We start from the raw sequence: 24,395 nt of genomic DNA, 5'->3' as shown, positions 1-24,395 counted from the left end.
CCCTGGTTCTCGGGGCCGGCCGGGCGAGGATCACTCCTCGTCGCCGCCCTCGTCCGCGTTGCGGAACGGGATGGTGATGGTGATGCCGATGCCCGGCTTGCGGTTCTCCTCGTCGCCCGCGAGCGGGTCGTTGTGGATGATGTCCTTCTGCACGGTTCCTCCTCGGTGTTGTGAAGTGGTGCTGTGCGTCCGGTCCCGCTGGTGGCTCAGCGGGACCGGAGTCCCCCCGTCGGTGCGGGGGGACGTCCGATGGCGCGGTGCGCCGGGTCGGGAAGCCGGTCGCGCAGGAAGCGCAGGGCACGCCGCAGGACGGCGACGTGCGCGGCGCCGTCGTACCCGTCGTGCCCGGTGTCGAGCCACAGGGCGTCGTGGGGGACACCCGCGGCGGCCAGGGCGTCGAGGTAGGCGCGGATCTGGCCCGGCGGGCACTTGTCGTCATGGGTGGCGCCCACCACGAGCAGGGGCGCCGAGACCTTCGCCGCGTACGTGATCGGTGAGCTGGCCGCGTACCGTTCCGGGACCTCGTCCGGGCCGCCCCCGAACAGCTTGACGTCCAGAGCGCGCAGCGCCGGTGTGGTGGCCCGGTGCGCGGCGACCCAGTCGGCGACCGGTTTCACGGCGACGCCCGCCTGCCACAGCCCGGGACGCGTACCGAGGGCGAGCAGCACGAGGTACGCGCCCCACGACACCCCCCACAGCGCGCACGCGTCCCCGGCGATCAGACCGGCGGAGACGAGGTCGGCGCGGACCGCGGTCAGGTCCTCCACCTGGGTGTGGCCGACCCCGGCGGTGAAGTCGCGCCGCCAGCGGGGCCCGTAGCCGGTGGAGCCGCGGTAGTTGACGCGGACCACCGCGTACCCCGAGGCCACCAGCGAGTGCACGGTCGCGTCGTAGGCGTCCCGGTCGTGGTCGGCGGGCCCGCCGTGGACGAGGAACACGGCCGGGGGCGGTGCGTCGCCCTCCGTCTGCGGAAGACTCAGCAGACTGTGCACGCGGCCCGGACCGACGGGAGTCCACCGGTCGGTGTGGCGGCCGGGAACCACGGTCGACGGGCCGGAGGGCGGCAGCAGGAGCGGCGCGGCGTCGGCGGGCGACGACGGGGCCACCGTCCCGGGTGTCCTGCGCAGGACCGGTGGGTGCGCGGTGTCGGTCCACAGACAGTCGACGGCCCCACCGGAGCGGGGCGCGGCATCCAGCAGGCTGCCCACGGGCGTCGGTACGACGGTCCGCCGCCGGGCCTCCAGATCGACGCGGTGCAGCAGCGAGCGGCCGTGCCGGTCCTGCCGCACCAGCACCGCCCGCGACTCGGGACACCAGCGGGCGGTGATCTCCGTGTCGAAGGTGCACCACGAGTGAGTGCGCAGTCCGCTGTCCGGAGCCCAGGTGGCGGGGGCGTAGCGGTCGCCGAGGTCCCGCACCAGCAGGAGTTCGATGTGCCCGGGGCGGGGGGAGAAGCCCTGGCACCACAGCCGGCCGCCCGGACGGCCGGCGCCGGGCAGCTCGGCGACGAGCCGCCCGTCACGGGTGTGGACGGTGACGGCGTCGGCGTCGTCGGCCGACGACGCCAGCGCGATCAGGGCGCCGTCCGCGCTGATCCCGCCCAGTCGGCAGGCGCGGTCTGTGCGCACCACTTCCCGGGGGACACGGCCCCGGCGGCCGACGAGCACCGAGGTCTCCCGTCCCCGGCGGAACGCCGCCGCTGTCACACCGTCCGCGGTCACGGCCAGCCCGCGCGGCTGTCCGAGCGGCGCGCCGGGCAGCCCCGGCAGCCGGGGACCGCCGTCGAAGTGCTGGAACCACCAGCGGCCCCGCCCCGCCGGGTCCTCCTCGAACCACCACACATGGCCGGCGGCGTCGATCGCCCGGTGGAACGTGCCGCCGGGGCTGTCGGTGACCTGCCGGGCCCGCCCCGCGGCGCCGTCCCAGGCGAACACCTCGCAGCGCCCGTCGGCGTCGGCGGTGAACACCATGCGGTGCGGGGCGGTGGGGCACACATCGGGCAGCGCGGTCACGAACACCTGGTAGGGGCTGGTCATACGCCACGCTCCGGGGCCGTGCCGGCCGGGGCGGAAGCCCCGCCCGCACCCGAGGACACGAGGGAACGCAGCACTGCCGACGCCATCCGCCGGGTACGGACCGCGAGCAGTACCAGGACCACGGCGCAGGCCGCGGCGGGGAGTCGCGAACCGCCCCAGCTCACCAGGAGGGCGGCGACGGCGGGCGCTCCGGCGGCCGTCACCGCGGTGGCCGCCCCGAACACGGCCCCGGTCCGCGACTGCAACCCGTGCGGCACGGCGAGGACGGCCGCCGTGCCCAGGACCACGGTGATCACGGGCAGCACCAGGCAGATGACGCCGAAGCACACCCCCCACAGCCACGGCCCCCCGGCCACGCTCAGCGCGACACACGGGGGCAGCAGCAACCAGGTGGCCGCCGTCAGCGCCCGCCGGGCACCGAGCCGCCGCACCACGCGAGCCGCCAGCAGCGAGCCCACGAGACCGGCCGCGCCGGACACGGCCAGCACGCCGCCCGTCGCGGCACCGCCCGCGTCCGGGCCCAGCACCAGCACCGCCGTGTAGAACAGCAGGGTCAGTCCGCCGCTCGCGACGGACGTCCACCACAGCACCAGCCGCAGCACGGGGGAGCGCATCACCACCGTCAGCCCGGCCCGCAGAGTCCCCGAGTACGCCGACCGCCGCGACCCGGTGCCGTCGGTGGGCGTGCCCGGAACGGCCGTTCCGCCGTCGTCCCTCGCCGTCGGTGCCGTCGGTGCCGTCGGTGCCGTCGGTGCCGTCGGTGCCGTCTCGGCGTCCGGCGCGTTCAGCGGCGTACGGATGGCGAGCACTCCGAGTGCCGTCGCCGCGTACGAGACCGCGTCGACCACGAACGGAAGGGAGCGGCCGACTCCGAACAGGACGCCGCCCAACGCCGGTCCGGTCACCAGCGCGGCCTGGTCGCCCGCCTGCAGGTTCGCCATGGCGCGCGGCATGTCGTCCGGTGGCGCCAGCAGGGCCAGGGCGCCGCGCGAGGCCGTCTCGTACGCCGTCGCGCACAGACGCTCCGTGAACGCCAGGACCAGCAGGACCCACAACGGCGGGTGCCGCAGACACGCCAGGGCCAGCCCGGCCATCGCCATCGCCGCGAGCACGGCCGCTCCGGTCATGATGCCGCGCCGGTGTCCCCGGTCCGCCGGCAGGGCGACGAGCGGGCCGAGCGCCACGCCGGCCAGGGCGGCGACGCTCGCGAACACGCCGACCACGCCGGGCCCGTGCCCGAGATCCAGGAGCAGCAGGGGGAACACCAGCCCCGAGGCCTGACTGCCCAGCCCGTCGACGGCGTTGACGCACCAGAACACGGTGAGGTCGCGCCGCCCGCGCGTACGCCCGGCGGCACCGCGAGCAGAGCCGGGTGCGGCCTCGGGGACCTCGTCGGGCACGGCTTCGACCGCGGAGGGCTCGGCGACCGGCACCGGCGACTCGCCGTCGGCGGGGCGGCGTGTGCGGAACGTGTCGATGGTCCTTCCCCCCTTGCTGCGCCGCGCAGCCCACCCGCGCACCGCATGAGTCATGCGCATGCCAATGCAAGGGGAGATTCGCCGACATCGGTCGTGATGCGTGGAATATGTGCAGGAAGTGCGAAAGCGAGCAGGAGCCTAATCATCCTCGCGGAGCCCGAACAAGGGCCCGGACGCCTTTCGGGTGGTGCTCAAGGGGCTGGAATTAGACGCCTGTTGAGCCGTGGGATGCGGTGCTCGACATTCCGCTTGTGGCGCTCCTGCCGCTTGATCGCGCTCGATCGCGCTTGCGTGCAACCGGCTCGACGCGTTGCGGTCGTGCATCGGGAGGGGGTCGGCCCGCCTCGTTCCTCGAAGAGTGCCGAGCGGGGCCGTTGCGACGCGAAACGGCGGAGCCGTCCGCCCGTGCGCGGAGTGCCCCGAAGCGCGACCGGGGCGCGGCTGCCGCCCACGGGATGGAAGTGCTTGCGGTGCCGTTGCCGGAGGACGCCATATTGGCCGACAACATCTCCTGATCGACCGGCCCGCGGCCCCCCGGCGTGTGCCGAATCGCTTCGGGCGCGCACCCCCTTGGCCCCTTGTTCGGCCTCGAAACCCGCCGTGTGACGCGAAGGGCTGCCGCCCGCCGCTTTGATTCGTGACCGCCGGGCGCGTCTCGTTCAGGGATCAAAGATTGGCGTGTTCATGGAGATACGGCCGGGACGTCGGCGATCAATACTGCGGTCTGGGCCAGCCGGGCCAGCCGGGCCAGCCGGGCCTGCCGGCCGGTCGGTCGGTACACGACAGCGGCGCGGCGGGCTCGTCCGTCGTGCCCACGAACCTCGAGGAGACGCTCGTATGAGGGGCTTACGGATGGCCGGACGTCGGACATCACTGGTCGGCGTTCTGGCCGCAGCCGCGTTCATGGGTGCCGGTCTGTCCAGTACGGCGGCGTACGCGACGGAAGCCGCCCCGCGCGGCGTCGCTCCGCAACTCGGCATCCAGTTCAACCCCGACGGCGACGCGGGCCAGTGCGGCGGGAGGACCGGCGAGCAGTGGGTCGCCTCGCCGGACTGGACGGAGGCCATCCGCTTCGACACCGACCGCCGTCCCGGCGGCTGCCAGCTCGCGTTCGGCGTCTACGACCCCGACAGGGCCCTCGCGGGGGCCTCCATCAGCTACTCGCTCCGGCCCAGCGCCGGCGGAGACGCCGGTCAGTGCGGGAGCTACCAGGGCAACAACGCCGTGCCGATCCTGCCGATCCAGGTGTTCGGGCAGGCTGTCCGGGTCGACACCGACGGCCGGCCGGGCTGGTGCGACCTCACCTTCACCGTGACGGGCAACATCGTCCTCGACGTCCAGTTCTTCCCCGACGGTGACGCCGGCCAGTGTCCGGACGCCCTGCCCGAGGGCCAGTACCGCTCGGCCTTCGTCGGGACTCCCGTCACGGTGAAGATCGACGCCGACAACCGCTCCGGCGGCTGCCAGTTCCTGATGCGCCTGCGGCACTTCTAGTACTCCCGTACACCCGGTCCCCGGGCCGGTGGTTCACAGGAAGCGGCGGATCGGGGTGACCGCCGCTTCCTCGGCGCGTTGGAGCCATGCTCGGCGTCTCCAGCGGGCGAGGTCGATGTCCACGCTGTTCTCGAGGTCCGCGTCGTAGTCGCGGTCGAGCGCGGCCGTGAACTCCTCGTCCAGGACGGCGAGCATGACCTCCTCGTCGTGGTCCATGGAGCGCCGGTTGAAGTTGGTGGACCCGATGAGTGCGGCGACCGAGTCCACCGTGATGATCTTGGCGTGCATCATGGTCGGCTGGAACTGGCGGATGCGCACACCGGCCTCGAGCAGCCGGGTGTAGTGGTGCTGGCCGGCGAGCTGACAGGCCCGCTGATCGGTGTGCGGGCCGGGCAGCAGTATCTCGACGCGCACACCCCGGCGCGCGGTGTCGCGGAGCAGCTCGATGAAGTAGGTGTCGGGGGCGAAGTAGGCGGTGGCCAGCCGGAAGCGTTCCTCGGCGGAGGTGAGCATGACCCGGATGAGGGTCTGCATGTCCTGCCAGCCGATGCTCGCGGAGCCCCGCACGACCTGCACCACCGACGAGCCCACCTGCGGGTGTTCGGTGAAGCGGTCCCGGTGGTCGAAGAGTTCGTCGTGGCACTCGGCCCAGTTCTGCGCGAAGGCGGCGGCGATCCCGTCCACGGCCGGGCCGCGGACCTGGACATGGGTGTCCCGCCACTCGGAGGGCGTACGGGCGTCGCCGCACCATTCCTCCGCTATGCCGACGCCGCCGGTGAAGGCCGTGTGCTCGTCGACGACGAGAGCCTTCCGGTGGCAGCGGTGATTCTGCTTGAACGGCGACAACCACACCGGCTTGCGGAACCAAGCCACTTGCACGCCGGCGTCGGTCATGAGGTCCAGCAGCCGCCCCTCGATCTCCTTGGCGCCGAAGCCGTCGAGCAGCAGCCGGACCCGCACACCGGCACGGGCCCGTTCGGCCAGGGCGGCGGCGAAGTCGTGGGCGATCTGACCCCGCCAGTACACGAACGTCATCATGTCGATGGTGTGCCGGGCGGAGCGGATCGCGCCGAGCATCGCGGGGAAGATCTCGTCACCGTTGCGCAGCGGCACGAGGTCATTGCCTTCGGTGGCGGCCACGCCGATCAGCCGCTCCAGGCGCCTGCGCAGGCGTTGCTTGCGCGCCGCGGCGTCGGGAGCGCCGACGGACGCCGGGGGAGCCGAGATCGGGTCGTAGAGCATGCCACACCTCCTACTGGCCCATGACGCCCAGAACGCCACGGGATACCGGGCGAGCCCGAACAAGCGGATGCCCGGACGGCACCGCTTCACGCACCGGGAATCGGCCGGGGTCGGCGGAGACGGGCGGGGCGCCGGTCCGGCGTGGCGAGGTGCGCCGCCCCCGGTTCAGTCCTCGCTGTTCCGCCGACGGGCCCCCGCTCCCGGCCGAGCCGTGACATCCCTCGGGGTCAGCTCGGTGTGCTCCGTCGCGCACTCCACCACCACACGGACCGGCGCCCCGCAGTCGGCATGCCGCACGTCGAGCACGGGACCCCCCGGGGCGGCGGCGTGTGTCTCACCCCACTGGCGCAGCGCGATCAGGACCGGCCACAGATCCCACCCCTTGGGGGTGAGCCGGTACTCGTTGCGCGCTCGGCTGCCGGGCTCCCGGTAGGGGACGGTCGTCAGGATGCCGGCGGCCGTCAGCTTCCTCAGCCGGTCGCTCAGGACGGCCTCGGACATCCCCATGTGGCGGCGGAACTCGTCGAACCGGCGTACGCCGTTGACCGCGTCCCGCAGGATCAGCAGGCTCCACTTCTCGCCGACCACATCGAGCGTGCGCTGTACGGGGCAGTCCTCCGTACTCACCTCAAGCCACTCCATGCGGTCATGGTAGGGACTCTGGCTTCGACATTGACAGTCAGAAGACCCGACAGCTAGCTTCGATCTGCGAAGTCAGCTGGGCAGGGTGAAACGGGAGGCAGGGGCCGTGGGGCGGACGCGCACGTACGAGTGGGAGGACCCCGAGCTGACGGCCGCTGCCGTGGGCCGCGTCTCCGGCCTGGAGTTCCTGCGCGACATGGGAGCCGGCCGGCTGCCGGCCCCGCCCATCTCGGCCACGCTGGACATGGCGCTCGAAGAGGTGGAGTTCGGCCGGGCGGTGTTCTCACTGCTTCCGGGCGAGGAGCACTACAACCCGATCGGCAGTGTGCACGGCGGTGTCTTCGCCACCCTGCTCGACTCGGCGGCGGGCTGCGCCGTGCAGTCCACGCTCCCCGCGGGCATGGCGTACACCTCCCTCGACCTGAACGTGAAGTTCCTGCGGCGCATCACGGTGGACACCGGCCGGGTCCGCGCCGTCGGCACGGTCCTCAACGGCGGCCGCCAGACCGCGCTGGCCGAGGCGAAGCTGATCGACGACCAGGACCGCCTCCTCGCCCACGCCACCAGCAGCTGCCTGCTGTTCCCGCTCCCGCCGAAGCCGCAGGTCTGAAAGTCCGCTCGCAGCAGGCGGCTCATCGAGGGAGGGGGCTACGCGTCGTCGCGGGCCCGGGAGCGCCGGGCGGCGCGGCGGCGCAGGCCCAGCGGGAGCACGTACCAGCACAGGCCGAACCACAGCATGACCCCGCCGACGAGCACCTCGGCGAGGACCCCCGGGACCACGAAACGCAGGATCAGCAGCAGCGTGCAGCCGATGGTCAGCGCCAGCAGGACCATGCCGCACACCATCAGCCGCCCGGCCGTCTCCACCAGGTCGTCCTTCATGCGCTGACCCGACAGGAAACGGTGCATGGAGACGGGCGCTATCAGCGCTCCGGTCGCCGCCGCGCCGAGCACCACGGTGGTGACATAGATCCCTCGGTCCAGCGGCTCCAACTCCTTGAACGACGCGGTGAAGGCGACGCTGAGCAGAAACCCGAAGAGGATCTGCACACCGGTCTGGGTGACCCGTGTCTCCTGAAGGATCTCGTTCCAGCGCCGGTTGACTCTCTCGTGCGCCGCTTCCGGCGCCTCTCCACCGGGCGCCGGGCCGCGCTGGTCGCCGGACGCGCGGCGGGCGGTCTCCTGGCCCGCCGGGTCGGTCGGCTGCTCGGTCATGGCCATGGCTCCTCCAACGTCTCGGGGGACCCCGTCTGCCCGCTCGGGCCACTTCCATGCTGGTCGGAGAGCGGAGCGGGGGCTCCGCGCGCGGCGGGATCGAAGCGGACACGGGGCCGGTGCGACACGGAGGGGGGCTGGTTCGACACGGGGGGCCGGGGCGACACGGTGAACCGGCGAAGGCCGTCGTGGCGTGCGCGCGCGACGCACGGCGACGTCGTCACGCGGCCTCGGGCAGACGCGATGGGGGCCTCGGGTGGATACCCGCCATCAGAATCCGGCGCGGCGGCGGTGAATCGGGGGCCGTCGGGGGTACACGGGGCGGCATGGCATCCGAGAGCGATCACCCCATGCCCCAGCGGGTCGTACGTCAACTGCGCCGCATGCGCGCCTTCTACGCGGTGGCGGCCTCCGGGTGGGCGGCACTGGCCGCCTGGGAGGGATGGATACAGCCCGGAAGCCGGCCCATGTGGCTGTCCGTCCTCTTCCTCGTCGTCTTCACCGGGCTGCTCACGATGACGAGCCGGTGGTTGCAGGGCCGACGCCCGGCCGGCGCCGGTGAGGTCCGCACCATGTCGCCCGCCCGCCACACCGGCGGCGCCCCGTGGTTCAGGACCACGGCCGCAGGTCGGGCGGCGGAACGGTGATGGTCTGGTCGTCGCCGCAGCCGATCTCGCCCCAGTAGGCACAGCCCGACCCTTCCGTGACGCCGCCGGGACCGTCCGGGACGTACGGGTCCGTGGAGTCCCAAGGCTCGATGGTGGGGTCGTCGGTCACGACCGGGTCCGGCAGGGAGGTCTCCTCCGACGGCCCGGGCGCCGGCACGCCGCATGTGGCGGCCTCCCAGGCGACACACTGGCCGTCGTCGGGGACGGTGTCGGGCGGTTCGTCACCGCAGGCCGTGACGGTCGCGAGCGCGAGAGCGACAACCCCGGTGAACAACAGACGACGGGCCGTTGTGTACATGGGCACCCCAAGTGCGTCGGAAGTGAGCTGCCGGACTTCGGCGTTCACCACGGTCCCCCGCCCGGGTGCCCGGCCGCCTGAGCCGCCCGTCCCGGCCCACCCGGGCAACCCGCCGCCCATGCCGGGACCCCGGCCCCGCGCCCCACACCCACCCCGGGCCGCACAGTGTCCCCACGGCGGCTGCGGCGGGCAGGCCCCCGCCAGGAGGAGGACGAGAAGCCGCAGCCCCCGGCCACCGGCAGTGGACGGCGACGGCGCCCCGCATGGGCGGCGTCTCCGTTCGCCGACGTCGGTGCGCCAGGTACGGCGTCCTCGTACACCGACGTGGGCACTCGGGCGCGCCGCCCCACCCGTCGACCCCACGCCCGGTCCGCCCGACGCCACCGAGGAAGCGGCGCCGGAACGCTGTCGTCCGTGCGGCGGCGACCGGAGAATGGGGTGTGCCTGTGCGCGTGGTCGTGTGGTCGGTCGTGCTGACCAGTGTCATCGCGGTGGCGCTCGCCGGATGGGCGCGGGCCGCGCTGCCCGCCGTCCCCGGTCAGGAGCAGCCCGTCGCCGAAGTCGTCCTGATGGGTTCGGCGTTGGTGTCCTGGGCAGCCGCCGGCGCGGTACTGACCGTGCTGCGCCCCCGCAACCCGCTCGGCTGGTTGTTCCTGCTCATCGGCGGTTCCGGCGCCTGGCAGCTCGGCCTCGCCGCGTACGGCAGCCACGGTGCCACGGCCGACCGCGACTGGCCGGGCGCCGCCGCCGTGGCCGCCGTGGCGGGCGGCGCGCACGTCCCGTCCCTGTTCGCCCTCCCCACCGTCGTCCTGGCGCTGTACCCGGGCGGGCGCCTCGACGCGAGGTGGCTGCGGTGGACCGTCGCCGTAGCGGCTGTCGGCATCGGCACACTGACTCTGGCCGCCGTGTTCGACCCCGACGCCTACGACGACATCGTCCCCGGCCGCACGCCACCGGTGGCCCTGCCCGCCGCCGTCCTCGGCCCCCTGATCGCCCTCTGCCTCCTGCTGATCGGCCTGAGCGCGCTGGCCGTCACCGCGCACGCGCTGCGCCGCCTGGTCCGCTCCGAGCCACCCGAACGCCAGCAGTTGGCGTGGATGCTGTCCGTCCTGACCGTCGTCGTGGGCACCTCGTTCTTCGCCGGCCCGCTCGTCCGGGCGGCTCTGGCCGTCCTCGTACCCGCGGCCGTCGCCGTCGGGGTGCTCCGCTACCGCATGCTGGGCATCGAGGCCGTCCTGCGTCGCGGCCTGGTCTACGGGCTCCTGACGACCGTGGTGGCCGCCCTCTACCTCCTCACGACCGCCGCGATCGGCACGCTGTGGGAACCGAGCCCCCTGCCGGGCGTCCTGGCCGCCGCCGTGGTCGCCGTTGCCCTGACACCGGCCCGGGACCGGCTGCAACAGGCGGTGGACTGGTGGATCTACGGCGCCCGCCGTGACCCCCTGCGGGCCCTGGCCCGCCTCGGCGACCGCGTGGCGTACGGGGACGAGGAGGAACTGCTGCCCGGCGCGCTCGACGTGGTCCGGCACGCGGTCCGCGCCCCCTCGGTCCGTCTCACCGGCCCGGACGGAGCCGTCCGCGCCACCGCCGGCACCCCACCGGCACCGGGCCTCACCCTGCCGCTGAGGCTGGCCGGTCGGCCCCTGGGCACGCTCACCGTCGCCGACCGCGCGCCCGGCGAACCGTACGGGCGGGACGACCTGCGGCTGCTGGAGGCCCTGGCGCAGCAGGTCGCCGTGATCGCCCGCGCCCTCGAACTCACCGATCTGGTCGCCGCCCACCGCGACCAGGTCATCGAGGCGACCCGACTCGAACGCGACCGGCTCCGGCAGGACCTCCACGACGGTCTCGGCCCGTCCCTGGCCGGCATGGGCCTCGGCCTCCAGGCCACCGCCGCCAGCCTGGACCGCGGTGACACCGCCGCCGCCCGCCTCCTGGTGGACCGCATGCGCGACGAAGTGCCCGGCGCGGTGGGCGAGATCCGGCGCATCATCGACGACCTGCGCCCGGACGCCCTCGACCACATGAGTCTCCTGGAGGCCACCCGCAGACACGCGCGCACCCTCACCCCCGCGGTCACCATCGACATCACGGCCCCCGAACTGCCTCCCCTGCCACCCGCCGTAGAGAGTTCCGCCTACCGCATCGTCACCGAGGCACTGACCAACGTCGCCCGCCACGCGGACGCGGACCGCGCCGACGTCCGCCTGACCGTCAGCGACGACACCCTGCACATCACGGTCACCGACGACGGCCGGGGCCTGCCGCCCCGGCTCGTCCCCGGAGTGGGACTGGCCTCGATGCGCCGCCGCGCCGAGGCCCGGGGCGGCAGCCTGACCGTCCGGCCGGGCGCCGGCGGAACCGTGCTCACCGCCGTGCTGCCCCTGGAGGCACCATGACCACCGCGACCGCCGTCCGCGTCGTCGTCGCCGACGACCACCCCATGTACCGCTTCGGTCTCGTCGCCGCCCTCGCCGGGGAACAGGGCGTCGACATCGTCGCCGAAGCCGCCGACGGCCGCGAACTCCTGGCCGCCGTCGAACGCACCCGACCGGACGTCGTCCTCACCGACCTGGCCATGCCTCGCCTCGACGGCACCGCGGCCATCCGCGAACTCCTCACCGCACAGCCCGACCTCGCCGTCCTCGTGCTCACCATGCACGAGGACGACCAGACCCTCATGGGAGCCCTGCGGGCCGGAGCCCGCGGCTACCTCCTCAAGGGAGCCGACCGTACCGAGATCGTCCGCGCCGTACTGGCCGTCGCGTCCGGCAACGCCGTCTACGGCCGGGCCGTCGCCCAGCGCATCAACGCCTTCTTCACCCAGCCGCAGCGCGCGTACGCCGCCCAGGTCTTCCCCCAACTCACCGTCAGGGAACGGGAGATCCTCGAACTCGTGGCCCGCGGCCAGGGCAACCACCAGATCGCCCGCACCATGTACCTCGCGGAGAAGACCGTCCGCAACCATGTGTCCGCCATCATGAACAAACTCGGCACCACCACCCGGGCGGCCACCGTGGCCAGGGCCCGCGACGCCGGACTCGGCGACTGACCCGCCGTCGGCCGGTGCGCGCATCCGGAGGGGTGAGCGGCAACCCCGGACGTACGACCGTGCTCAGCCGTTTCCTTCTCCCCTCCGCCGTTGATCTCCGATTCCTCACGAACCGGGACTCACCGTCCCTGTTGTCGTCGCCTCCGTCTAGGCTCCCCGCATGAGCAGAACGGAGCCCGGCAGACGGGTGATCGACGGCCGCTTCGAACTCGTCGGGCGGCTTGGCGGCGGGGGAATGGGATGGGTCTGGCGCGCCCGTGACCTGGCGCTGCACCGCGAGGTCGCCGTGAAGGAGGTCCGCCCGCCGGACCCCGGCCTCGCCGAGTACGACCCGGAGGGCGCCCGCACCCTGCGCGAACGCGTACTGAGGGAGGCCCGGGCCCTCGCCCGCGTCCACCACCCGAACGTCGTCACCATCCACCACATCGTCGACGGCGGTGAGGGCACCTACCCGTGGATCGTGATGGAGCTCCTCACCGGCGGCTCGCTCCAGGACCGCCTCGACCGGGGCCGCCTGGAACCGTCCGAGGCGGCCCGCATGGGCCGGGAGGTGCTCGACGCGCTGCGCGCCGCGCACGCGGTCGGCATCGAGCACCGGGACGTGAAGCCGGCGAACGTCCTGCTGCGCCCCGACGGACGTCCCGTGCTCACCGACTTCGGGATCGCCGCCGTACGTGAGGCCACGAGCCTCACGGCCACCGGTTCCGTCATCGGCTCGCCCGACTACATGGCGCCGGAGCGGGTCAGCGGCAAGGAGGGCGGCCCCGCCTCCGACCTGTGGTCCCTCGCGATGATGCTGTACGTGGCCGTCGAGGCCCACCATCCGCTGCGCCGGGACAGCACGCTCGCCACGCTCGCCGCGGTGCTCAGTGAGGACGTCCCGCCGCCCCGTCAGGCCGGCCCGCTGACGGGTGTCCTGACCGCCCTCCTCGTCAAGGACCCGCTCGCGCGGCCCGGCGCGGAGGAGGTGGACCGCATGCTCGCCGTCGCGGCGGGACAGGCCGCGCCCCCGGCGGCCGGCGGTACACCGGCCGACGCGGCCCCCGCCTTCGGTCCGGCCCCCGGCTTCGGCCCGCCGCCGTCGTTCGGTCCGCCGCCGCCCGCGGACCCGTCCGCCACGTCGTACCGGCTCGCACCGCCGCCCGGAACGGGACACTCTGGAACGGGTCCCGCTGGAACGGGCGCCTCCGGGACGGGTTCCCTTGGAGCCGGTCACTCCGGACCGGTGGGATTCCCCACCTCCGGGGCGCAGGGAGCCGGGTCGCCGACCGCCGGTGGCGCCTCGCCGTGGAGCCCGACGGGCGGCCAGGGCGGGCCCGCCGTTCCCGACCTCGGCGTCGTGCCCCAGCCCGCCACCAAGGTGACGGGGGGCGGCAGCCCTCCCCGGCGACGCCCTCTCCTCACCGTCGTGACGTCCGTCGCCGCGACGGCACTGACGGGCGTCCTGGTGTGGACGCTGCTGCCCGACTCCGGAAGCGACGTGAAGAACCCCGGGGCGTCGGCGAACTCCCGCACAGCGGACGAGGGGTCCGGTGCCACGGCGTCACCGGACGCCACCAAGGACGACGAGAAGTCCGACGCCGGGGACGACGGCACCTCGAAGAAGACCGGCGACCTGCTCACCGAGGAGGGGCTGCGGACCACCGCCGCCAAGTTCAAGGCGGTCATGGGCGGTTCGAAGGTCACCCGCTACGTCGTCTACCCCGAGTACGCGGTGGCCGAGGCGCCCGTGAAGGGCAAGGAGAAGCTGTACGACAGCTTCAGCTACCGGGGTGGCGATGTCGCCGTCAAGGACGGCCCCGGCGGCACGATCACCAGCGGCGACGGCCCCGCCGACCTGGACGACTTCGCGTGGGACGCCGTGCCCGGGCTGTTCCGCAAGGCCGACAAGACCCTCGGCGTCGACGACCCCACGTCCCGCTACCTCGTCATCAACCCGCCCGGCGTCTTCGACGACGAGCCGACCATGAGCGTCTACCTCGCCAACGACTACGGCGGCGGCTACCTCAAGGCGAACACCAAGGGCCAGATCATCTCGACGTACCCGATGGAAGCCGGCTGACCCGCCGCCCACGCCCGCCCGCCCCTTGACAGCGGGCGGGCACGGCCTCCGGCCCCCCTCCGGCCCCGAACTCCCGGCCCGTTCCCCCACTGCCGCGACGCCGTGGGCTCGCCCCCTGCCCGTTCGTCATTCGTCCGCGGGTATCTCGATCCTGCCCTGGCGGATCTGCAACGGTTTGGGGATCAGCCCCGTGGTGGCGGGCCCACCGAGCACGGAGCCGTCCGCGAGGTCGAAGCTGCTGCCGTGGCACGGGCAACGGATCGCACTGTCGCCGATCGACTTGACCATGCAGCCCCTGTGCGGGCAGAAAGCGCTGAACGCCCGGAAGTCGCCTTCTCCGGGCTGGATGATGGTGACCCTCCTGTGATCACTACGGGCGGGAGCGCGTCAGAACTCCGTGACGAGGAGACCGTCGTGCGGGTGCGCGTACCGTGACCCGCCCGGGAACGATCACACCTTGATCCGTCGGCGGCACGCCCCACGTAACCTCTTCCCGTGTCAGCCTCCCGCCTGCATCGTGTCGCCGTCCTCGTGCTCGAGGGCGCGAAGCCGCTCGACGTCGGAATCCCCGCGCAGGTCTTCACGACGCGCGCGAGCATGCCGTACGAGGTGCGGGTGTGCGGGGCGACACCCGGTCTCGTGACCGGTGGCGACGGCCTCGCGTACCACGTCGACCACGGCCTCGACGCCCTGGCATGGGCCGACATCGTTTTCGTCCCCGGCTACCGGTTCCCGGACCGCGAGGATCCGCCGCGGGCCGTCGTGGAGGCGCTGATCGCCGCCCACGCGAGGGGCGCGCGGCTCGCCGCCATCTCGACCGGCGCCTTCGCGCTCGCCGCCACGGGCCTGCTCGACGGCAGGCGCGCCACGACGCACTGGCACTACACACGGGCACTCATGGCCCGGCACCCACTCGTCCAGGTCGACGAGAACGTGCTGTTCGTCGACGAGGGCAGCGTGCTCACCTCGGCGGGCGCCGCCTCCGGCATCGACCTGTGCCTGCACATCCTGCGTGGCGACCTCGGAGTGGCCGCGTCCAACCACGCGGCCCGGCGGCTGGTCGCGGCCCCCTACCGCAGCGGCGGCCAGGCCCAGTACGTGCCGCGCAGCGTGCCCGAGCCGCTCGGCGAACGCTTCGCCGCCACCCGCGAATGGGCGCTGCACCGGCTCGGCGATCCCCTCACCCTCGACCTGCTGGCCCGCCAGGCGGGGGTCTCACCGCGCACGTTCTCCCGGCGCTTCGTCGAGGAGACCGGCTACACGCCGATGCAGTGGGTGATGCGCGCCCGTATCGACCTGGCCCGAGAACTACTCGAACGCTCGGAGCGCAGCGTCGAACAGATCGCCGCCGACGTCGGTCTCGGCACCGGCGCCAACCTGCGTCTGCACTTCCAGCGCATCCTCGGCACGACCCCGAGCGAGTACCGGCGCACGTTCACGCGAGGCGAGTGAGCCGCCCGCGGCATGCAGACGCCCGCCTGGGCGCGCAGCCCCCCCGCCTGGGTGCGCAGCCCCCGCCTGGGTGCGCAGCCCCCGCCGGGGGCGACTGGCCTGACCGGCGCGGGCCGCCCCTCGCCTCCCAGAGCCCGCTCCCACCTGGGACGAGTCACCTGCCCGGCGGGACCTCCCCGCCCGGAACCCGCCCTGGCGGGATCCTTTTGAACCATGGCGATACCGCCACTGTCAGCGGCCCTGCCGGCAGGCGAGCCTGGTGGCGAAGGGAAGGGACCCCACTCATGACTCGCATCGCCATCAACGGATTCGGCCGCATCGGACGCAATGTGCTGCGCGCGCTGCTGGAGCGCGACAGCGCCCTCGAGGTCGTCGCCGTGAACGACCTGACCGAGCCCGCCACGCTCGCCCGACTGCTCGCGTACGACAGCACGGCCGGCCGGCTCGGACGGCCGGTGACCGTCGACGGCAACGTCCTCGTCGTCGACGGCCGCAGGATCACGGTGCTGGCCGAGCGCGAGCCGGCGCAGCTCCCGTGGGCCGAACTCGGCGTCGACATCGTCCTGGAGGCCACCGGCCGCTTCACCTCGGCGAAGGCCGCCCGCGCCCACCTCGACGCGGGTGCGAAGAAGGTGCTCGTCAGCGCCCCGTCGGACGGCGCGGACGTCACCCTCGCGTTCGGGGTCAACACCGACGCCTACGACCCGGACGTGCACACGATCGTCTCGAACGCGTCCTGCACCACCAACGCGCTCGCCCCGCTGGCCGCGGTCCTCGACCGACTCGCCGGTATCGAGCACGGGTTCATGACCACGGTGCACGCCTACACGCAGGAGCAGAACCTTCAGGACGGTCCGCACCGCGACGCCCGTCGCGCCCGCGCCGCCGGCGTCAACATCGTGCCGACCACGACCGGCGCCGCCAAGGCGATCGGCCTGGTGCTGCCGAACCTCGACGGCAAGCTGTCGGGTGACTCGATCCGCGTACCGGTGCCGGTCGGCTCGATCGTCGAACTCAACACGACCGTCGCCCGCGACGTGACGCGCGACGAGGTGCTCGCGGCGTACCGCGCCGCGGCGGAGGGGCCGCTCGCCGGCATCCTCGAGTACTCCGAGGACCCGCTCGTATCGTCCGACATCACGGGCAACCCCGCGTCGTCGATCTTCGACTCGGCCCTCACCCGCGTCGACGGCCGCCACATCAAGGTCGTCGCCTGGTACGACAACGAGTGGGGCTTCTCGAACCGGGTGATCGACACGCTCGACCTCCTCGCCGCCCGCTGAACGGCTACGGAACGCTGCTGACCCACCGCCGCTGACCGACCGCTGACGCCGCCCGGGATGATGCCCCTGGCGGCGTCGGTCGACGAGCTTGTTCCCTCTTCACCACTCCCACTCTAGTCAAGTTTGACTAGAGTGGGAGTGTGACTGAGACGACGATTCCGATACTCCCGTGCCGCACCCTGCAGCCCGTCCTCGACTTCTACACTGCCCTCGGGTTCGACGTGACGTTCCGGCAGACCAGCCCCAACCCCTACGCCGTGGTCGAACGCGGCGGCATCCAGCTGCAGTTCTTCGGAACGAAGCACTACGACCCGAACCGATCGTTCAGCACCTGCTACGTCCGCACCGATGACGTCGACGGGCTGCACCGCGCCTTTCGAGCCGGACTCAAGGCCACGTACGGAAGGGTCCCGAGTCGCGGACTGCCTCGCATCGGGGCGCTGCGGGACGCCTCGCACGGCATGCGGCAGTTCCTCATGACCGACCCCGGCGGCAACTGCGTCCGCGTCGGCCAGCCGATCAGCGAGGACCAGCACCACCGGCCCGCCCCCAAGGAGACCTTCGCCCGGGCACTGCACTACGCGTCCCTGTTCGCGGACTCGCGGGAGGATCCGGCGGCAGCCGCCAAGGTCCTCGACCAGGCCCTCGGCCGTACGGACGAACGGCCCACCCCTGTGCAACTGCTGCGCCTGCTGGTGCTGCGCGCCGATGCCGCCGGACGCCTCGGCGACGAGGAGAGGGCGACCTCCGCGCTCGCCGAGGCCGCGGCGGTCCGACTCACCGCCGGGGAACGGGACTCGGCCCGCGACGACCTCGCGCGTCTGGAGGAGCTGCTGGACGACCGGGACATGCGCTGAACGCGGTGACCGGCCGCCGGAGCCCGGGCGGGCCGGTCACTTCTGGTCGGAGTGCCCGTCGCGCACCCGCTGGGCGACGTCCCGCAGCTTGACGTTGTGGTGCTGGGAGATACGGCGAAGCACATCGAACGCCTCGTCCTGGCTGAGCCGGTGGCGCTCCATGAGCATCCCCATGGCCTCGCCGATGGCGTGCCGCGTCTCCAGGGCGTGTTCGAGCTGGTCGATGGTGCGGGCGTCGGCCAGGGCGACCGCGGCGTGGGAGGCCAGCAGCCACCCGGCGGTCTCGATGTCCTGGCCGAACGCGCCGGGCCGGCGCGAGTACAGGTTCAGGGCGCCGAAATCCTCGTCGCTGGTGTAGAGCAGCACACCGGTCATGCTGCCGATGCCCAGCTCGCGGGCCTGAGTCGCGAACCGCTCCCAGGCGGGCTCGGGCCGGGTCAGGTCCGGTATCCGGTACAGACGCTCGCCGTCCTTCTTGCGGGCGAGGTCGAAACAGGGCCCCTCGCCCAGCTCGCCCTGGAGGCGGTCGCACTCCTGCACCATGTCCCCGCAGGCGGCCAGGGTCACGGCCCGGCCCTTGCGCACGGCGAGGATCCCGGCCGCGTCACAGCCGTCGACCAGTTTCACCGCCGACGCCGCGATCTCGTCCAGCGTCGCCTGGACCGAGTCCTGAGCCAGCAGATTCCGCGCGAGCAGAGCCATCTGCTCCGCGTACTCCCGCCACTCCATACCCACCACCCGCCTCGCCATCGGTGCCGTCACAGTACCCCCGGCCGTACCGAACACCGCCGTGCCGCTCGGCTCCCACCCTGCCACTCCTTGCAGGTCCCTGTCGGTCCCCGTCGGCAGTCGCCCCACCTCTAGGCGATAGGTCCTATGTATCTTCCGCCCGCTGGCAGGGGAGTGGTCTCCCTGGCTCATGCCTCCTTATGAAATACCACATGTTTCTAGGCGACTTTGTTTGATTGTCGTCCGAGCTATAGACGTGACCCTGCCCGGTCTTCTATAAATCCATCCGATGTCTCCGTGGGAGGGGTACGGGGTGCGGACGCCATGTCGTGCCGCTGCTCCGCCCCCCTCGCTCTGCCATTCCTCCCCTCTGACACATGGAGCCGCGCCATGTCCTCCACCCCCCTCAGCAGACGCTCTCTGATGAAGGCCGCCGCGCTCGCCGGGGGAGTGGCGGCCTTCGGGCTGCCGCAGGCCCTGTGGCCCGCCACCGCCGAGGCGTACACCGTCCCCTCGAAGATGGACTGGTGGTACGAGGCCCGGTTCGGGATGTTCATCCACTTCGGGTCCTACTCGCAGCTCGGCCAGGGCGAGTGGGTGTTTTCGCAGAAGCGGTGGAGCAAGGCGAACTACCAGACGCAGGTCAGCCAGAAGTTCAATCCGACCCAGTTCAACGCCGCCGCCATCGCCGAACTGGCCAAGAACGCCGGCATGAAGTACCTCGTGATCACCGCCAAGCACCACGAGGGCTACGCGATGTGGAACTCCGACGTGGCGAGCTTCACCGACACGACCGGCACCAAGCTGTACAACCTGCACGACTACAGCGGCGTGCAGGCCGACCTGCTCGGGGACCTCAAGTCGGAGTGCGAGAGCCGCGGGATCAAGTTCTGCCTGTACTACTCGATCCTCGACTGGAACCATCCTTCACAGACCGACCGTCACGAGGGCGGTCTCACCACGATGTCCTCGCAGGCCGCGCGCACCGCCTACATCGCCGACATGAAGGCGCAGCTGCAGGAACTGCTGGACCGCTACGATCCGGCGCTGCTGTGGTTCGACGGCGACTGGTCCGGCGAGCCTTCCAGCCCCACCCTGGAGGACTGGTGGCTGAAATCGGACGGCGTCGGCCTCTACAACTGGCTGATCGCCCGCAAGCCCGGCCTCATCGTCAACGAGCGGGTCAAGCGGGACCTCGGTCTCGGTGACTACGCGGTCGCGGAGTTCGGGGTACCCGCCCAGCCGATGGACCGGCAGTGGGAGAAGTGCGCCACCATGAACGGCTCCTGGGGTTACAACGCGGGCCTGGAGAACCGCTACAGACCCTTGAAGGACCTCGTCCGGGAACTCGTCACGGTGGTCTCCCGGGACGGCAACTACCTGTTGAACATCGGCCCCACGGGCGAGGGCCTGGTCACCCCCGGAACGGAGTCCGTCCTGAACGGCCTGGCCTCATGGATGTCGACGTACAGCGACAGCATTCACGGGACCAGCGGCAGCCCGTTCACCTTCGAACCGGCGTGGGGGAAGGCCACCAAGAAGAGCGGCAAGCTCTTCGCCCATGTCTTCACCTGGCCCACGAACGGCCGGCTGCGGATCCCGGCGCTCGACAACGCGATCCGCCGCGTCTATCTGCTGGGCGACCCCTCGGTCTCGCTCTCGTACACCATCAGCGGCGGCACCATCGACGTCACCGTGCCGGCCACCGCGCCGAACGCCAACGTCTCCGTGGTGTGCGTCGAGGTCCAGGGCATGCCCGTCGGGGTTTCCACGTCGGCGACGGTGTTCCAGGACGTCAACTACCAAGGCGCCAGCGCCATTCTGCCGCTGGGCAGCCACACGTCCGCCGAGCTGTCCGCCGCAGGCCTGGGGCCCGCCATGGCCTCCTCCATCCTGGTACCCGACGGCTACCAGGTGACGGGCTACTCCGGCGACAACTTCACCGGCACGGCCTGGACGTTCACCTCGAACGCCCCCGACCTCGTGGCGACCGGCAACAACGACGTGATCAGATCACTGAAGGTGACGTTCAGGCCCGACAAGTACTTCCGCCTGACCAATGTCACCAGCGGCTTGGTGCTGGACAGTGGTGGCAATGTCGCCAGCGGCTCGAATCTGAAGCAGTGGCAGCCAATAGACCACACCAATCTCCAGTGGCAGGCAGTCGAACTCGGCGACGGTTACTACAAGCTCGTCAACCGCGCCAACGGCATGGTCGCCGACGGCTGGGGCTCCACCGCCAACGGCGATCCGGCCCGACAGAAGGCCTGGGACGGCAGCGACACGCAGCAGTGGCTGATCACCCCCCGCGGCCAGGGCCGGTACTCGATCGCCAACCGCGGCACGGGACTGGTCCTCGACAGCGGCGGCAAGGTCGCCTCAGGGTCCGTGACCAAGCAGTGGACGTGGCTCCAGAACAACAACCTGCTCTGGACGTTCCGGCCGGTCACCACCTGACTCAGGATGCCGTCGCGTGCGGCGGGAGTTCGCCGCGGAGCAGCGCCGTGCCCAGCGGGGTGAGCGTGTGGACGACCTGGGAGCCGGTGCGCCGGCTGTGCACGAGGCTGACCTCGCGCAGGGCCGTGATGTGCTCGCTCGCCGAGGGCGCGGAGATGCCGAGGCGCTGGGCGACCTCCCCGGTGGTCGCGGTGGTGTCCAGGGCGGCCAGCACCCGGGCGCGGGTCCGGCCGAGCAGTGTGGCCAGGGCTTCGGGGCGCCGCTCGCGGGTGGCGGGCGGCGCCCACGCCGGGGGATGGGTGACGGGGTAGGCCAGGACCTGCGGCAGGGAGGGGTCGGCCAGGGCGATGGGGGTCCGCCAGCAGAAATGGGACGGGATGAGCCGCAGACCGCGCCCACCGAGGTGGAGGTCCCGGTCCTCCGGGTAGCGCACGTGCAGCACGGGCGGCCGCCAGTCCATCAGCGGACGGAAGGAGTCCAGCAGCCCCTCCACACCGCGATCGCGCAGGACGCGCGTCCGCAGCGCCCGGTCGGCCTCCGTGGTCCCGGCCGCCCCGGTCCAGTCCGGCGTGATGATCGTGCGGTGTACCAGACGGAACGCCGTCGCGACCTCCTCCATCCGGTGCGCCTCGCCCCCGGCGAGACGGTGAGCCCAGCGCGGCAGCGGGTGGGTACGCGCCAGCCGGTCCATCTCCTGCCGCAGCTGTGGCTTGGGCGTGGCCCGCAGTGCCTCCAGCGCGGCGTCCAGGCCGTCGGCCGACGCGCCGGGGGTCAGGAAGTCGGGCCAGTAGCCCGCCGAGGCGGGGGCCAGGGCGGACAGCATCCGCACCGGCCCCACCAGATGACGGTCGGCCAGGCGAGCGCGGGCGTCGCGGCGCCAGGGGGCGAAGACCGGCAGTCCGCGCCGCGGCGCGGTCAGCTGGTGCAGACCCAGCAGGGTCTCCCAGACAGGGTCGGGCTCCCGCGCCAGATGGACGCGGGCCAGGTCCCTGTCGGTGAAGTGAATGCGCAGCACCTTGTTTCCCCGGTGTGATGGTCGGCGCCGGGACACACGAGAAGGCAGGTGTGTCCTCGAGGAGGTGGGCTGCCCGGCCCCGTGCGAAAGGGAGGCCGCGGGCAGCGGTGACACGCCCGCGGGGCGGGCGCGGCGACGGGCCGTCTGTGCGGACCCTCGGGAGCGGGTGCTCCGTGTGAGGTGGTCCGGTGGCGGTGGGCCCGGGGCGGCCGTCACTCGGGCGGGCGGTCGTTCCCGATTCCGTCCGCCCGGCAGTCCTCGCTCCGGTCCGGCACATGGTTCACGCCGGAGAGCAGGCGTGTCTTCATCCCGTCGTCCCCCTCGATCAACTGCTGAGACCGCCCCGCGCGTCCGGTGGTCAGCCCGGTCGGCACGGCGGTCCCCCCAGGGTCGTACAGCGGCACCCCGTTTGTCAGGAGACCAGGGGTGAGGAAAATGCGCACGATCGGTGCAGCGGTGCCACCCGGTCGCGGGCGGCGCCTACCTCCGGGTTTCGGTCCTGGCCGAAAGGGGGCGCGCAAGGGCCCCGCGGGTCGGCAGGCTTCGGTGCGGGACCGGACCGAAGCGAGAGGGCACACCCGGCAGGGGAACGGGGGCCACCCGGCGGCCGGCCCCGCTGAGACATGCCCTGACAGGGAAAGGAACGTTCCTATGAGGTTTCGTTGGCTTGTCGCCACCGCCGGCCTGGCCGCGGCGATCGGCACGACCGTCGTGTCGCCGTCCGCGTCCGCCGCGTCCGGCTGCTGGCGTCACGAGGACGGCAACCGCTACTGGTGCAACAACGTCTCCGGCGCCACGGTGTACGGATCGATCGGCAACAGCCGCCTGTACCCCGACCCCAACCAGGTCGTCGGCACGATGTTCTCCAACCCGAGCTGGTTCTACTGCAAGGTGGACGGTCAGGCGTGGGTGGGCGGGCCGCACCCGACGCGCTGGCTCAGGACCGTCGCCGACAACGGCGCGTACGGCTGGATGAAGGACACCGCCATCTACAGCGAGACGGACCCGGTGCGCGACTGCTACCCCTCGTGACGCCAGGCTGCCGTGCCGGACCGGTGGTGTCAGCGGATGCGGTGCTGCTTCCAGAAGGGCCCGAGATCCTTGCCGGTGACCGAGCGGGCGGCCTTCTTGAACGCGGCGGTCGTGGAGACGCCGTACCAGTGGTCCCGCGCGTACCCCTTGAGGAGCCGCGCCATGGCCGGGGCGCCGATGGTGCGCTCCAGGTCCGCGAGCGCGCAGGAGCCGGCCGAGTAGACAAGATGGTACTGATCCCGGTGCTCGGCCCACCGGGCCATCGAGTCGGTGAGCGCGGTGCGGTCGTCCGGCCAGTCGATGTCGGACCAGCACCCGCGGGTGTCCCACCCGTAGAAGCGCGCGTTGGCGTACTGGGCGAAGCTCTCGTCGAGCCAGGGCGCGCTGTACTCGTCGTTGCCGACGATGCCGTACCACCACTGGTGCGCCACCTCGTGAACGACGGCGCTGCCCTCCTTCTCGGTGCCGAGGAGGACGAGGCCGGGGTACTCCATTCCGCCACCGAACTCCTTGGTCATCACGAGGTCGATCTCGCCGTAGGGATAGCGGCCGAACTCCTTGCCGAACCGGTCGACGGCGCGAACGCCTTCCTCACGGGTCAGGCGGACCCCCGCGGCGGGCGTGTTCGGCGCCCAGTACGACTTCACGCGCACGCCACCGGCGGACGTCTCGGTCGCCGTGCGGAACGGGCCGGACGCCCACGCGAAGTCCCGCACCCGGTGCGCGACGCTGTGGGTGAGGGTGCGTCCGGGTTCCCCGGCCCTGGTCCAGGTGCGGCCGGTCGCGGGGACCTTGAGGGCCGACGGGTGGTCGAGGCGGACCTGGAAGTCACCGGCCAGGCTGTAGTAGCTCTCGCCGATCGGCACATGGGGGTCGAGATGCCACCCCTTCGCGTCGTGCACGGCGAGTACGGGCACGGCGTTGCCCAGGAAGCGGAACGCGCCCTCACGGCCGAAGCGGGCGTTGCGCCCCGGCACCGTGAGGGACACGTCGAAGGCGATGCTCGCCCGCTTCCCGCGTGCCAGCGGCTTCGGCAGGGTGATGCGCAGTGCCGTGCAGTTCACGGTGAGCCGGCCCGGAGTGCCGCCGCGCACCTTGGTCACGGCGACAGGTGACGGTCTGCCCGGCTTGCCGCACCCGTCGGCGCCGTTGCCCCACAGCCGTACGTACACCTCACGCAGGGGCCGTTCGGCGGCGTTGCGGAACGACACCCGCTGTCGGCCCTTCCAGTGGGAGCCGTCGGAGTCGCCGCGCAGGGTCACGTCGTAGCGCGGGCGATCGGGGGTCGCCGCCACCGGGCGCCCCGCCTCGCCCCCGGGCTCCGCGACGCCCCCGGGCTCCGCGACGCCCCCGGGCTCCGCGACGCCCCCGGGCTCCGCGACG

Annotated in this window: 23 protein-coding genes; 11 read left to right on the top strand and 12 right to left on the bottom strand. The window is 72.4% G+C overall.

From position 1 onward, the window contains the following. Positions 1 to 30: 30 nt before the first annotated feature. Genes M8J73_RS45050 through M8J73_RS38875 form a run of 3 tightly spaced genes read right to left on the bottom strand, consistent with a single transcriptional unit; the run spans position 31 to position 3,574 of the window. Entirely contained in the window at positions 31 to 153 is a 123-nt protein-coding gene (locus M8J73_RS45050) for a hypothetical protein (protein ID WP_257234620.1), read from the bottom strand. A gap of 53 nt (positions 154 to 206) precedes the next feature. Further along, positions 207 to 2,036, bottom strand: a complete 1,830-nt coding sequence (locus tag M8J73_RS38880; RefSeq protein WP_249829687.1) for a S9 family peptidase — start codon at positions 2,034 to 2,036, stop codon at positions 207 to 209. Continuing rightward, complete coding sequence (locus tag M8J73_RS38875; RefSeq protein WP_249829686.1) at positions 2,033 to 3,574, bottom strand: MFS transporter; 1,542 nt, start codon at positions 3,572 to 3,574, stop codon at positions 2,033 to 2,035. Before M8J73_RS38875 ends, M8J73_RS38880 begins: the two co-directional genes overlap by 4 nt. Positions 3,575 to 4,351: 777 nt before the next feature. On the opposite strand from M8J73_RS38875, the gene M8J73_RS38870 reads away from it, so the two are divergent. Beyond that, positions 4,352 to 5,008, top strand: a complete 657-nt coding sequence (locus tag M8J73_RS38870) for a hypothetical protein (protein ID WP_055542789.1) — start codon at positions 4,352 to 4,354, stop codon at positions 5,006 to 5,008. A gap of 33 nt (positions 5,009 to 5,041) precedes the next feature. Here the strand turns inward: M8J73_RS38870 and M8J73_RS38865 are convergent, their stop codons facing one another. Continuing rightward, positions 5,042 to 6,250 (bottom strand): phospholipase D-like domain-containing protein, encoded by a 1,209-nt coding sequence (locus tag M8J73_RS38865; protein ID WP_079055254.1) that lies wholly within the window; start codon positions 6,248 to 6,250, stop codon positions 5,042 to 5,044. A 165-nt stretch (positions 6,251 to 6,415) separates the two neighbouring features. Then, positions 6,416 to 6,892, bottom strand: coding sequence for a winged helix-turn-helix transcriptional regulator (locus M8J73_RS38860; RefSeq protein ID WP_055542790.1), 477 nt, complete (start codon positions 6,890 to 6,892; stop codon positions 6,416 to 6,418). Positions 6,893 to 6,998: 106 nt separating this feature from the next. On the opposite strand from M8J73_RS38860, the gene M8J73_RS38855 reads away from it, so the two are divergent. Continuing rightward, a complete protein-coding gene (locus tag M8J73_RS38855) occupies positions 6,999 to 7,502 on the top strand; it encodes a PaaI family thioesterase (protein WP_055542791.1) in 504 nt (167 codons plus the stop codon). A 38-nt stretch (positions 7,503 to 7,540) separates the two neighbouring features. Here M8J73_RS38855 and M8J73_RS38850 read toward each other — a convergent pair whose 3' ends face one another. After that, positions 7,541 to 8,113, bottom strand: a complete 573-nt coding sequence (locus M8J73_RS38850) for a DUF6328 family protein (RefSeq protein WP_055542792.1) — start codon at positions 8,111 to 8,113, stop codon at positions 7,541 to 7,543. Between the two features lie 320 nt (positions 8,114 to 8,433). On the opposite strand from M8J73_RS38850, the gene M8J73_RS38845 reads away from it, so the two are divergent. Next, positions 8,434 to 8,754, top strand: coding sequence for a hypothetical protein (locus tag M8J73_RS38845; protein ID WP_249829685.1), 321 nt, complete (start codon positions 8,434 to 8,436; stop codon positions 8,752 to 8,754). On the opposite strand, the gene M8J73_RS38840 is transcribed toward M8J73_RS38845, so the two are convergent. Then, a complete protein-coding gene (locus M8J73_RS38840) occupies positions 8,717 to 9,079 on the bottom strand; it encodes a hypothetical protein (protein WP_249829684.1) in 363 nt (120 codons plus the stop codon). The genes M8J73_RS38845 and M8J73_RS38840 overlap by 38 nt on opposite strands. Positions 9,080 to 9,519: 440 nt before the next feature. Between M8J73_RS38840 and M8J73_RS45355 the strand changes: the two genes are divergently transcribed. The 3 genes from M8J73_RS45355 to M8J73_RS38825 all read left to right on the top strand — a co-directional run bounded on the left by M8J73_RS45355 (position 9,520) and on the right by M8J73_RS38825 (position 14,187). Next, positions 9,520 to 11,472: a sensor histidine kinase gene (locus M8J73_RS45355; RefSeq protein WP_055540753.1), complete on the top strand. Its 1,953-nt coding sequence runs from the start codon at positions 9,520 to 9,522 to the stop codon at positions 11,470 to 11,472. After that, positions 11,469 to 12,125, top strand: a complete 657-nt coding sequence (locus M8J73_RS38830; protein WP_055540752.1) for a response regulator transcription factor — start codon at positions 11,469 to 11,471, stop codon at positions 12,123 to 12,125. Before M8J73_RS45355 ends, M8J73_RS38830 begins: the two co-directional genes overlap by 4 nt. 160 nt (positions 12,126 to 12,285) lie before the next feature. Then, the gene (locus tag M8J73_RS38825; RefSeq protein WP_055540751.1) at positions 12,286 to 14,187 is read left to right on the top strand and encodes a serine/threonine-protein kinase; all 1,902 of its coding nucleotides are present in this window, start codon (positions 12,286 to 12,288) and stop codon (positions 14,185 to 14,187) included. Positions 14,188 to 14,313: 126 nt separating this feature from the next. Here the strand turns inward: M8J73_RS38825 and M8J73_RS38820 are convergent, their stop codons facing one another. Next, a complete protein-coding gene (locus M8J73_RS38820) occupies positions 14,314 to 14,535 on the bottom strand; it encodes a Rieske (2Fe-2S) protein (protein WP_240501821.1) in 222 nt (73 codons plus the stop codon). Between the two features lie 147 nt (positions 14,536 to 14,682). Between M8J73_RS38820 and M8J73_RS38815 the strand changes: the two genes are divergently transcribed. The 3 genes from M8J73_RS38815 to M8J73_RS38805 all read left to right on the top strand — a co-directional run bounded on the left by M8J73_RS38815 (position 14,683) and on the right by M8J73_RS38805 (position 17,779). Beyond that, entirely contained in the window at positions 14,683 to 15,639 is a 957-nt protein-coding gene (locus M8J73_RS38815; RefSeq protein ID WP_055543407.1) for a GlxA family transcriptional regulator, read from the top strand. A 284-nt stretch (positions 15,640 to 15,923) separates the two neighbouring features. Next, complete coding sequence (gene gap / locus M8J73_RS38810; RefSeq protein ID WP_055543346.1) at positions 15,924 to 16,922, top strand: type I glyceraldehyde-3-phosphate dehydrogenase; 999 nt, start codon at positions 15,924 to 15,926, stop codon at positions 16,920 to 16,922. Positions 16,923 to 17,062: 140 nt separating this feature from the next. Then, positions 17,063 to 17,779 carry a bleomycin resistance protein gene (locus M8J73_RS38805; protein ID WP_055542401.1) on the top strand — a complete coding sequence of 239 codons (717 nt, stop codon included), beginning with the start codon at positions 17,063 to 17,065 and terminating at the stop codon, positions 17,777 to 17,779. 36 nt (positions 17,780 to 17,815) lie between these two features. Here M8J73_RS38805 and M8J73_RS38800 read toward each other — a convergent pair whose 3' ends face one another. Then, on the bottom strand, positions 17,816 to 18,508 hold the full coding sequence (locus M8J73_RS38800) for a GAF and ANTAR domain-containing protein (protein WP_055542400.1): 693 nt from the start codon (positions 18,506 to 18,508) through the stop codon (positions 17,816 to 17,818). 390 nt (positions 18,509 to 18,898) lie between these two features. Between M8J73_RS38800 and M8J73_RS38795 the strand changes: the two genes are divergently transcribed. Continuing rightward, positions 18,899 to 20,965, top strand: coding sequence for an alpha-L-fucosidase (locus M8J73_RS38795; RefSeq protein WP_055542399.1), 2,067 nt, complete (start codon positions 18,899 to 18,901; stop codon positions 20,963 to 20,965). A gap of 1 nt (position 20,966) precedes the next feature. Here the strand turns inward: M8J73_RS38795 and M8J73_RS38790 are convergent, their stop codons facing one another. Both M8J73_RS38790 and M8J73_RS38785 read right to left on the bottom strand, forming a co-directional pair. After that, positions 20,967 to 21,980 (bottom strand): winged helix-turn-helix domain-containing protein, encoded by a 1,014-nt coding sequence (locus M8J73_RS38790; RefSeq protein WP_055542398.1) that lies wholly within the window; start codon positions 21,978 to 21,980, stop codon positions 20,967 to 20,969. 212 nt (positions 21,981 to 22,192) lie between these two features. Next, complete coding sequence (locus tag M8J73_RS38785) at positions 22,193 to 22,354, bottom strand: hypothetical protein (protein ID WP_157873345.1); 162 nt, start codon at positions 22,352 to 22,354, stop codon at positions 22,193 to 22,195. A 277-nt stretch (positions 22,355 to 22,631) separates the two neighbouring features. Between M8J73_RS38785 and M8J73_RS38780 the strand changes: the two genes are divergently transcribed. Further along, positions 22,632 to 23,012 (top strand): hypothetical protein, encoded by a 381-nt coding sequence (locus M8J73_RS38780; protein ID WP_055542396.1) that lies wholly within the window; start codon positions 22,632 to 22,634, stop codon positions 23,010 to 23,012. Between the two features lie 29 nt (positions 23,013 to 23,041). Here M8J73_RS38780 and M8J73_RS38775 read toward each other — a convergent pair. Next, positions 23,042 to 24,395: M1 family metallopeptidase (locus M8J73_RS38775; RefSeq protein ID WP_283947430.1), on the bottom strand; the 1,354-nt coding region annotated here is incomplete at its 5' end.

The sequence above is a fragment of the Streptomyces neyagawaensis genome, assembly GCF_023516595.1.
Taxonomy (GTDB): domain Bacteria; phylum Actinomycetota; class Actinomycetes; order Streptomycetales; family Streptomycetaceae; genus Streptomyces; species Streptomyces neyagawaensis.
Note: the sequence above shows the minus strand (reverse complement) of the source record. Positions and strands in the feature narration are given on the sequence as shown.

Coding starts and splice junctions, on each gene's coding strand:
- M8J73_RS38880 (WP_249829687.1), bottom strand. CDS start 2,036: ATGACCAGCCCCTACCAGGTGTTCGTGACCGCGCTGCCCGATGTGTGC.
- M8J73_RS38875 (WP_249829686.1), bottom strand. CDS start 3,574: ATGCGCATGACTCATGCGGTGCGCGGGTGGGCTGCGCGGCGCAGCAAG.
- M8J73_RS38870 (WP_055542789.1), top strand. CDS start 4,352: ATGAGGGGCTTACGGATGGCCGGACGTCGGACATCACTGGTCGGCGTT.
- M8J73_RS38865 (WP_079055254.1), bottom strand. CDS start 6,250: ATGCTCTACGACCCGATCTCGGCTCCCCCGGCGTCCGTCGGCGCTCCC.
- M8J73_RS38860 (WP_055542790.1), bottom strand. CDS start 6,892: ATGGAGTGGCTTGAGGTGAGTACGGAGGACTGCCCCGTACAGCGCACG.
- M8J73_RS38850 (WP_055542792.1), bottom strand. CDS start 8,113: ATGGCCATGACCGAGCAGCCGACCGACCCGGCGGGCCAGGAGACCGCC.
- M8J73_RS38845 (WP_249829685.1), top strand. CDS start 8,434: ATGGCATCCGAGAGCGATCACCCCATGCCCCAGCGGGTCGTACGTCAA.
- M8J73_RS38830 (WP_055540752.1), top strand. CDS start 11,469: ATGACCACCGCGACCGCCGTCCGCGTCGTCGTCGCCGACGACCACCCC.
- M8J73_RS38825 (WP_055540751.1), top strand. CDS start 12,286: ATGAGCAGAACGGAGCCCGGCAGACGGGTGATCGACGGCCGCTTCGAA.
- gap (WP_055543346.1), top strand. CDS start 15,924: ATGACTCGCATCGCCATCAACGGATTCGGCCGCATCGGACGCAATGTG.
- M8J73_RS38800 (WP_055542400.1), bottom strand. CDS start 18,508: ATGGAGTGGCGGGAGTACGCGGAGCAGATGGCTCTGCTCGCGCGGAAT.
- M8J73_RS38795 (WP_055542399.1), top strand. CDS start 18,899: ATGTCCTCCACCCCCCTCAGCAGACGCTCTCTGATGAAGGCCGCCGCG.
- M8J73_RS38780 (WP_055542396.1), top strand. CDS start 22,632: ATGAGGTTTCGTTGGCTTGTCGCCACCGCCGGCCTGGCCGCGGCGATC.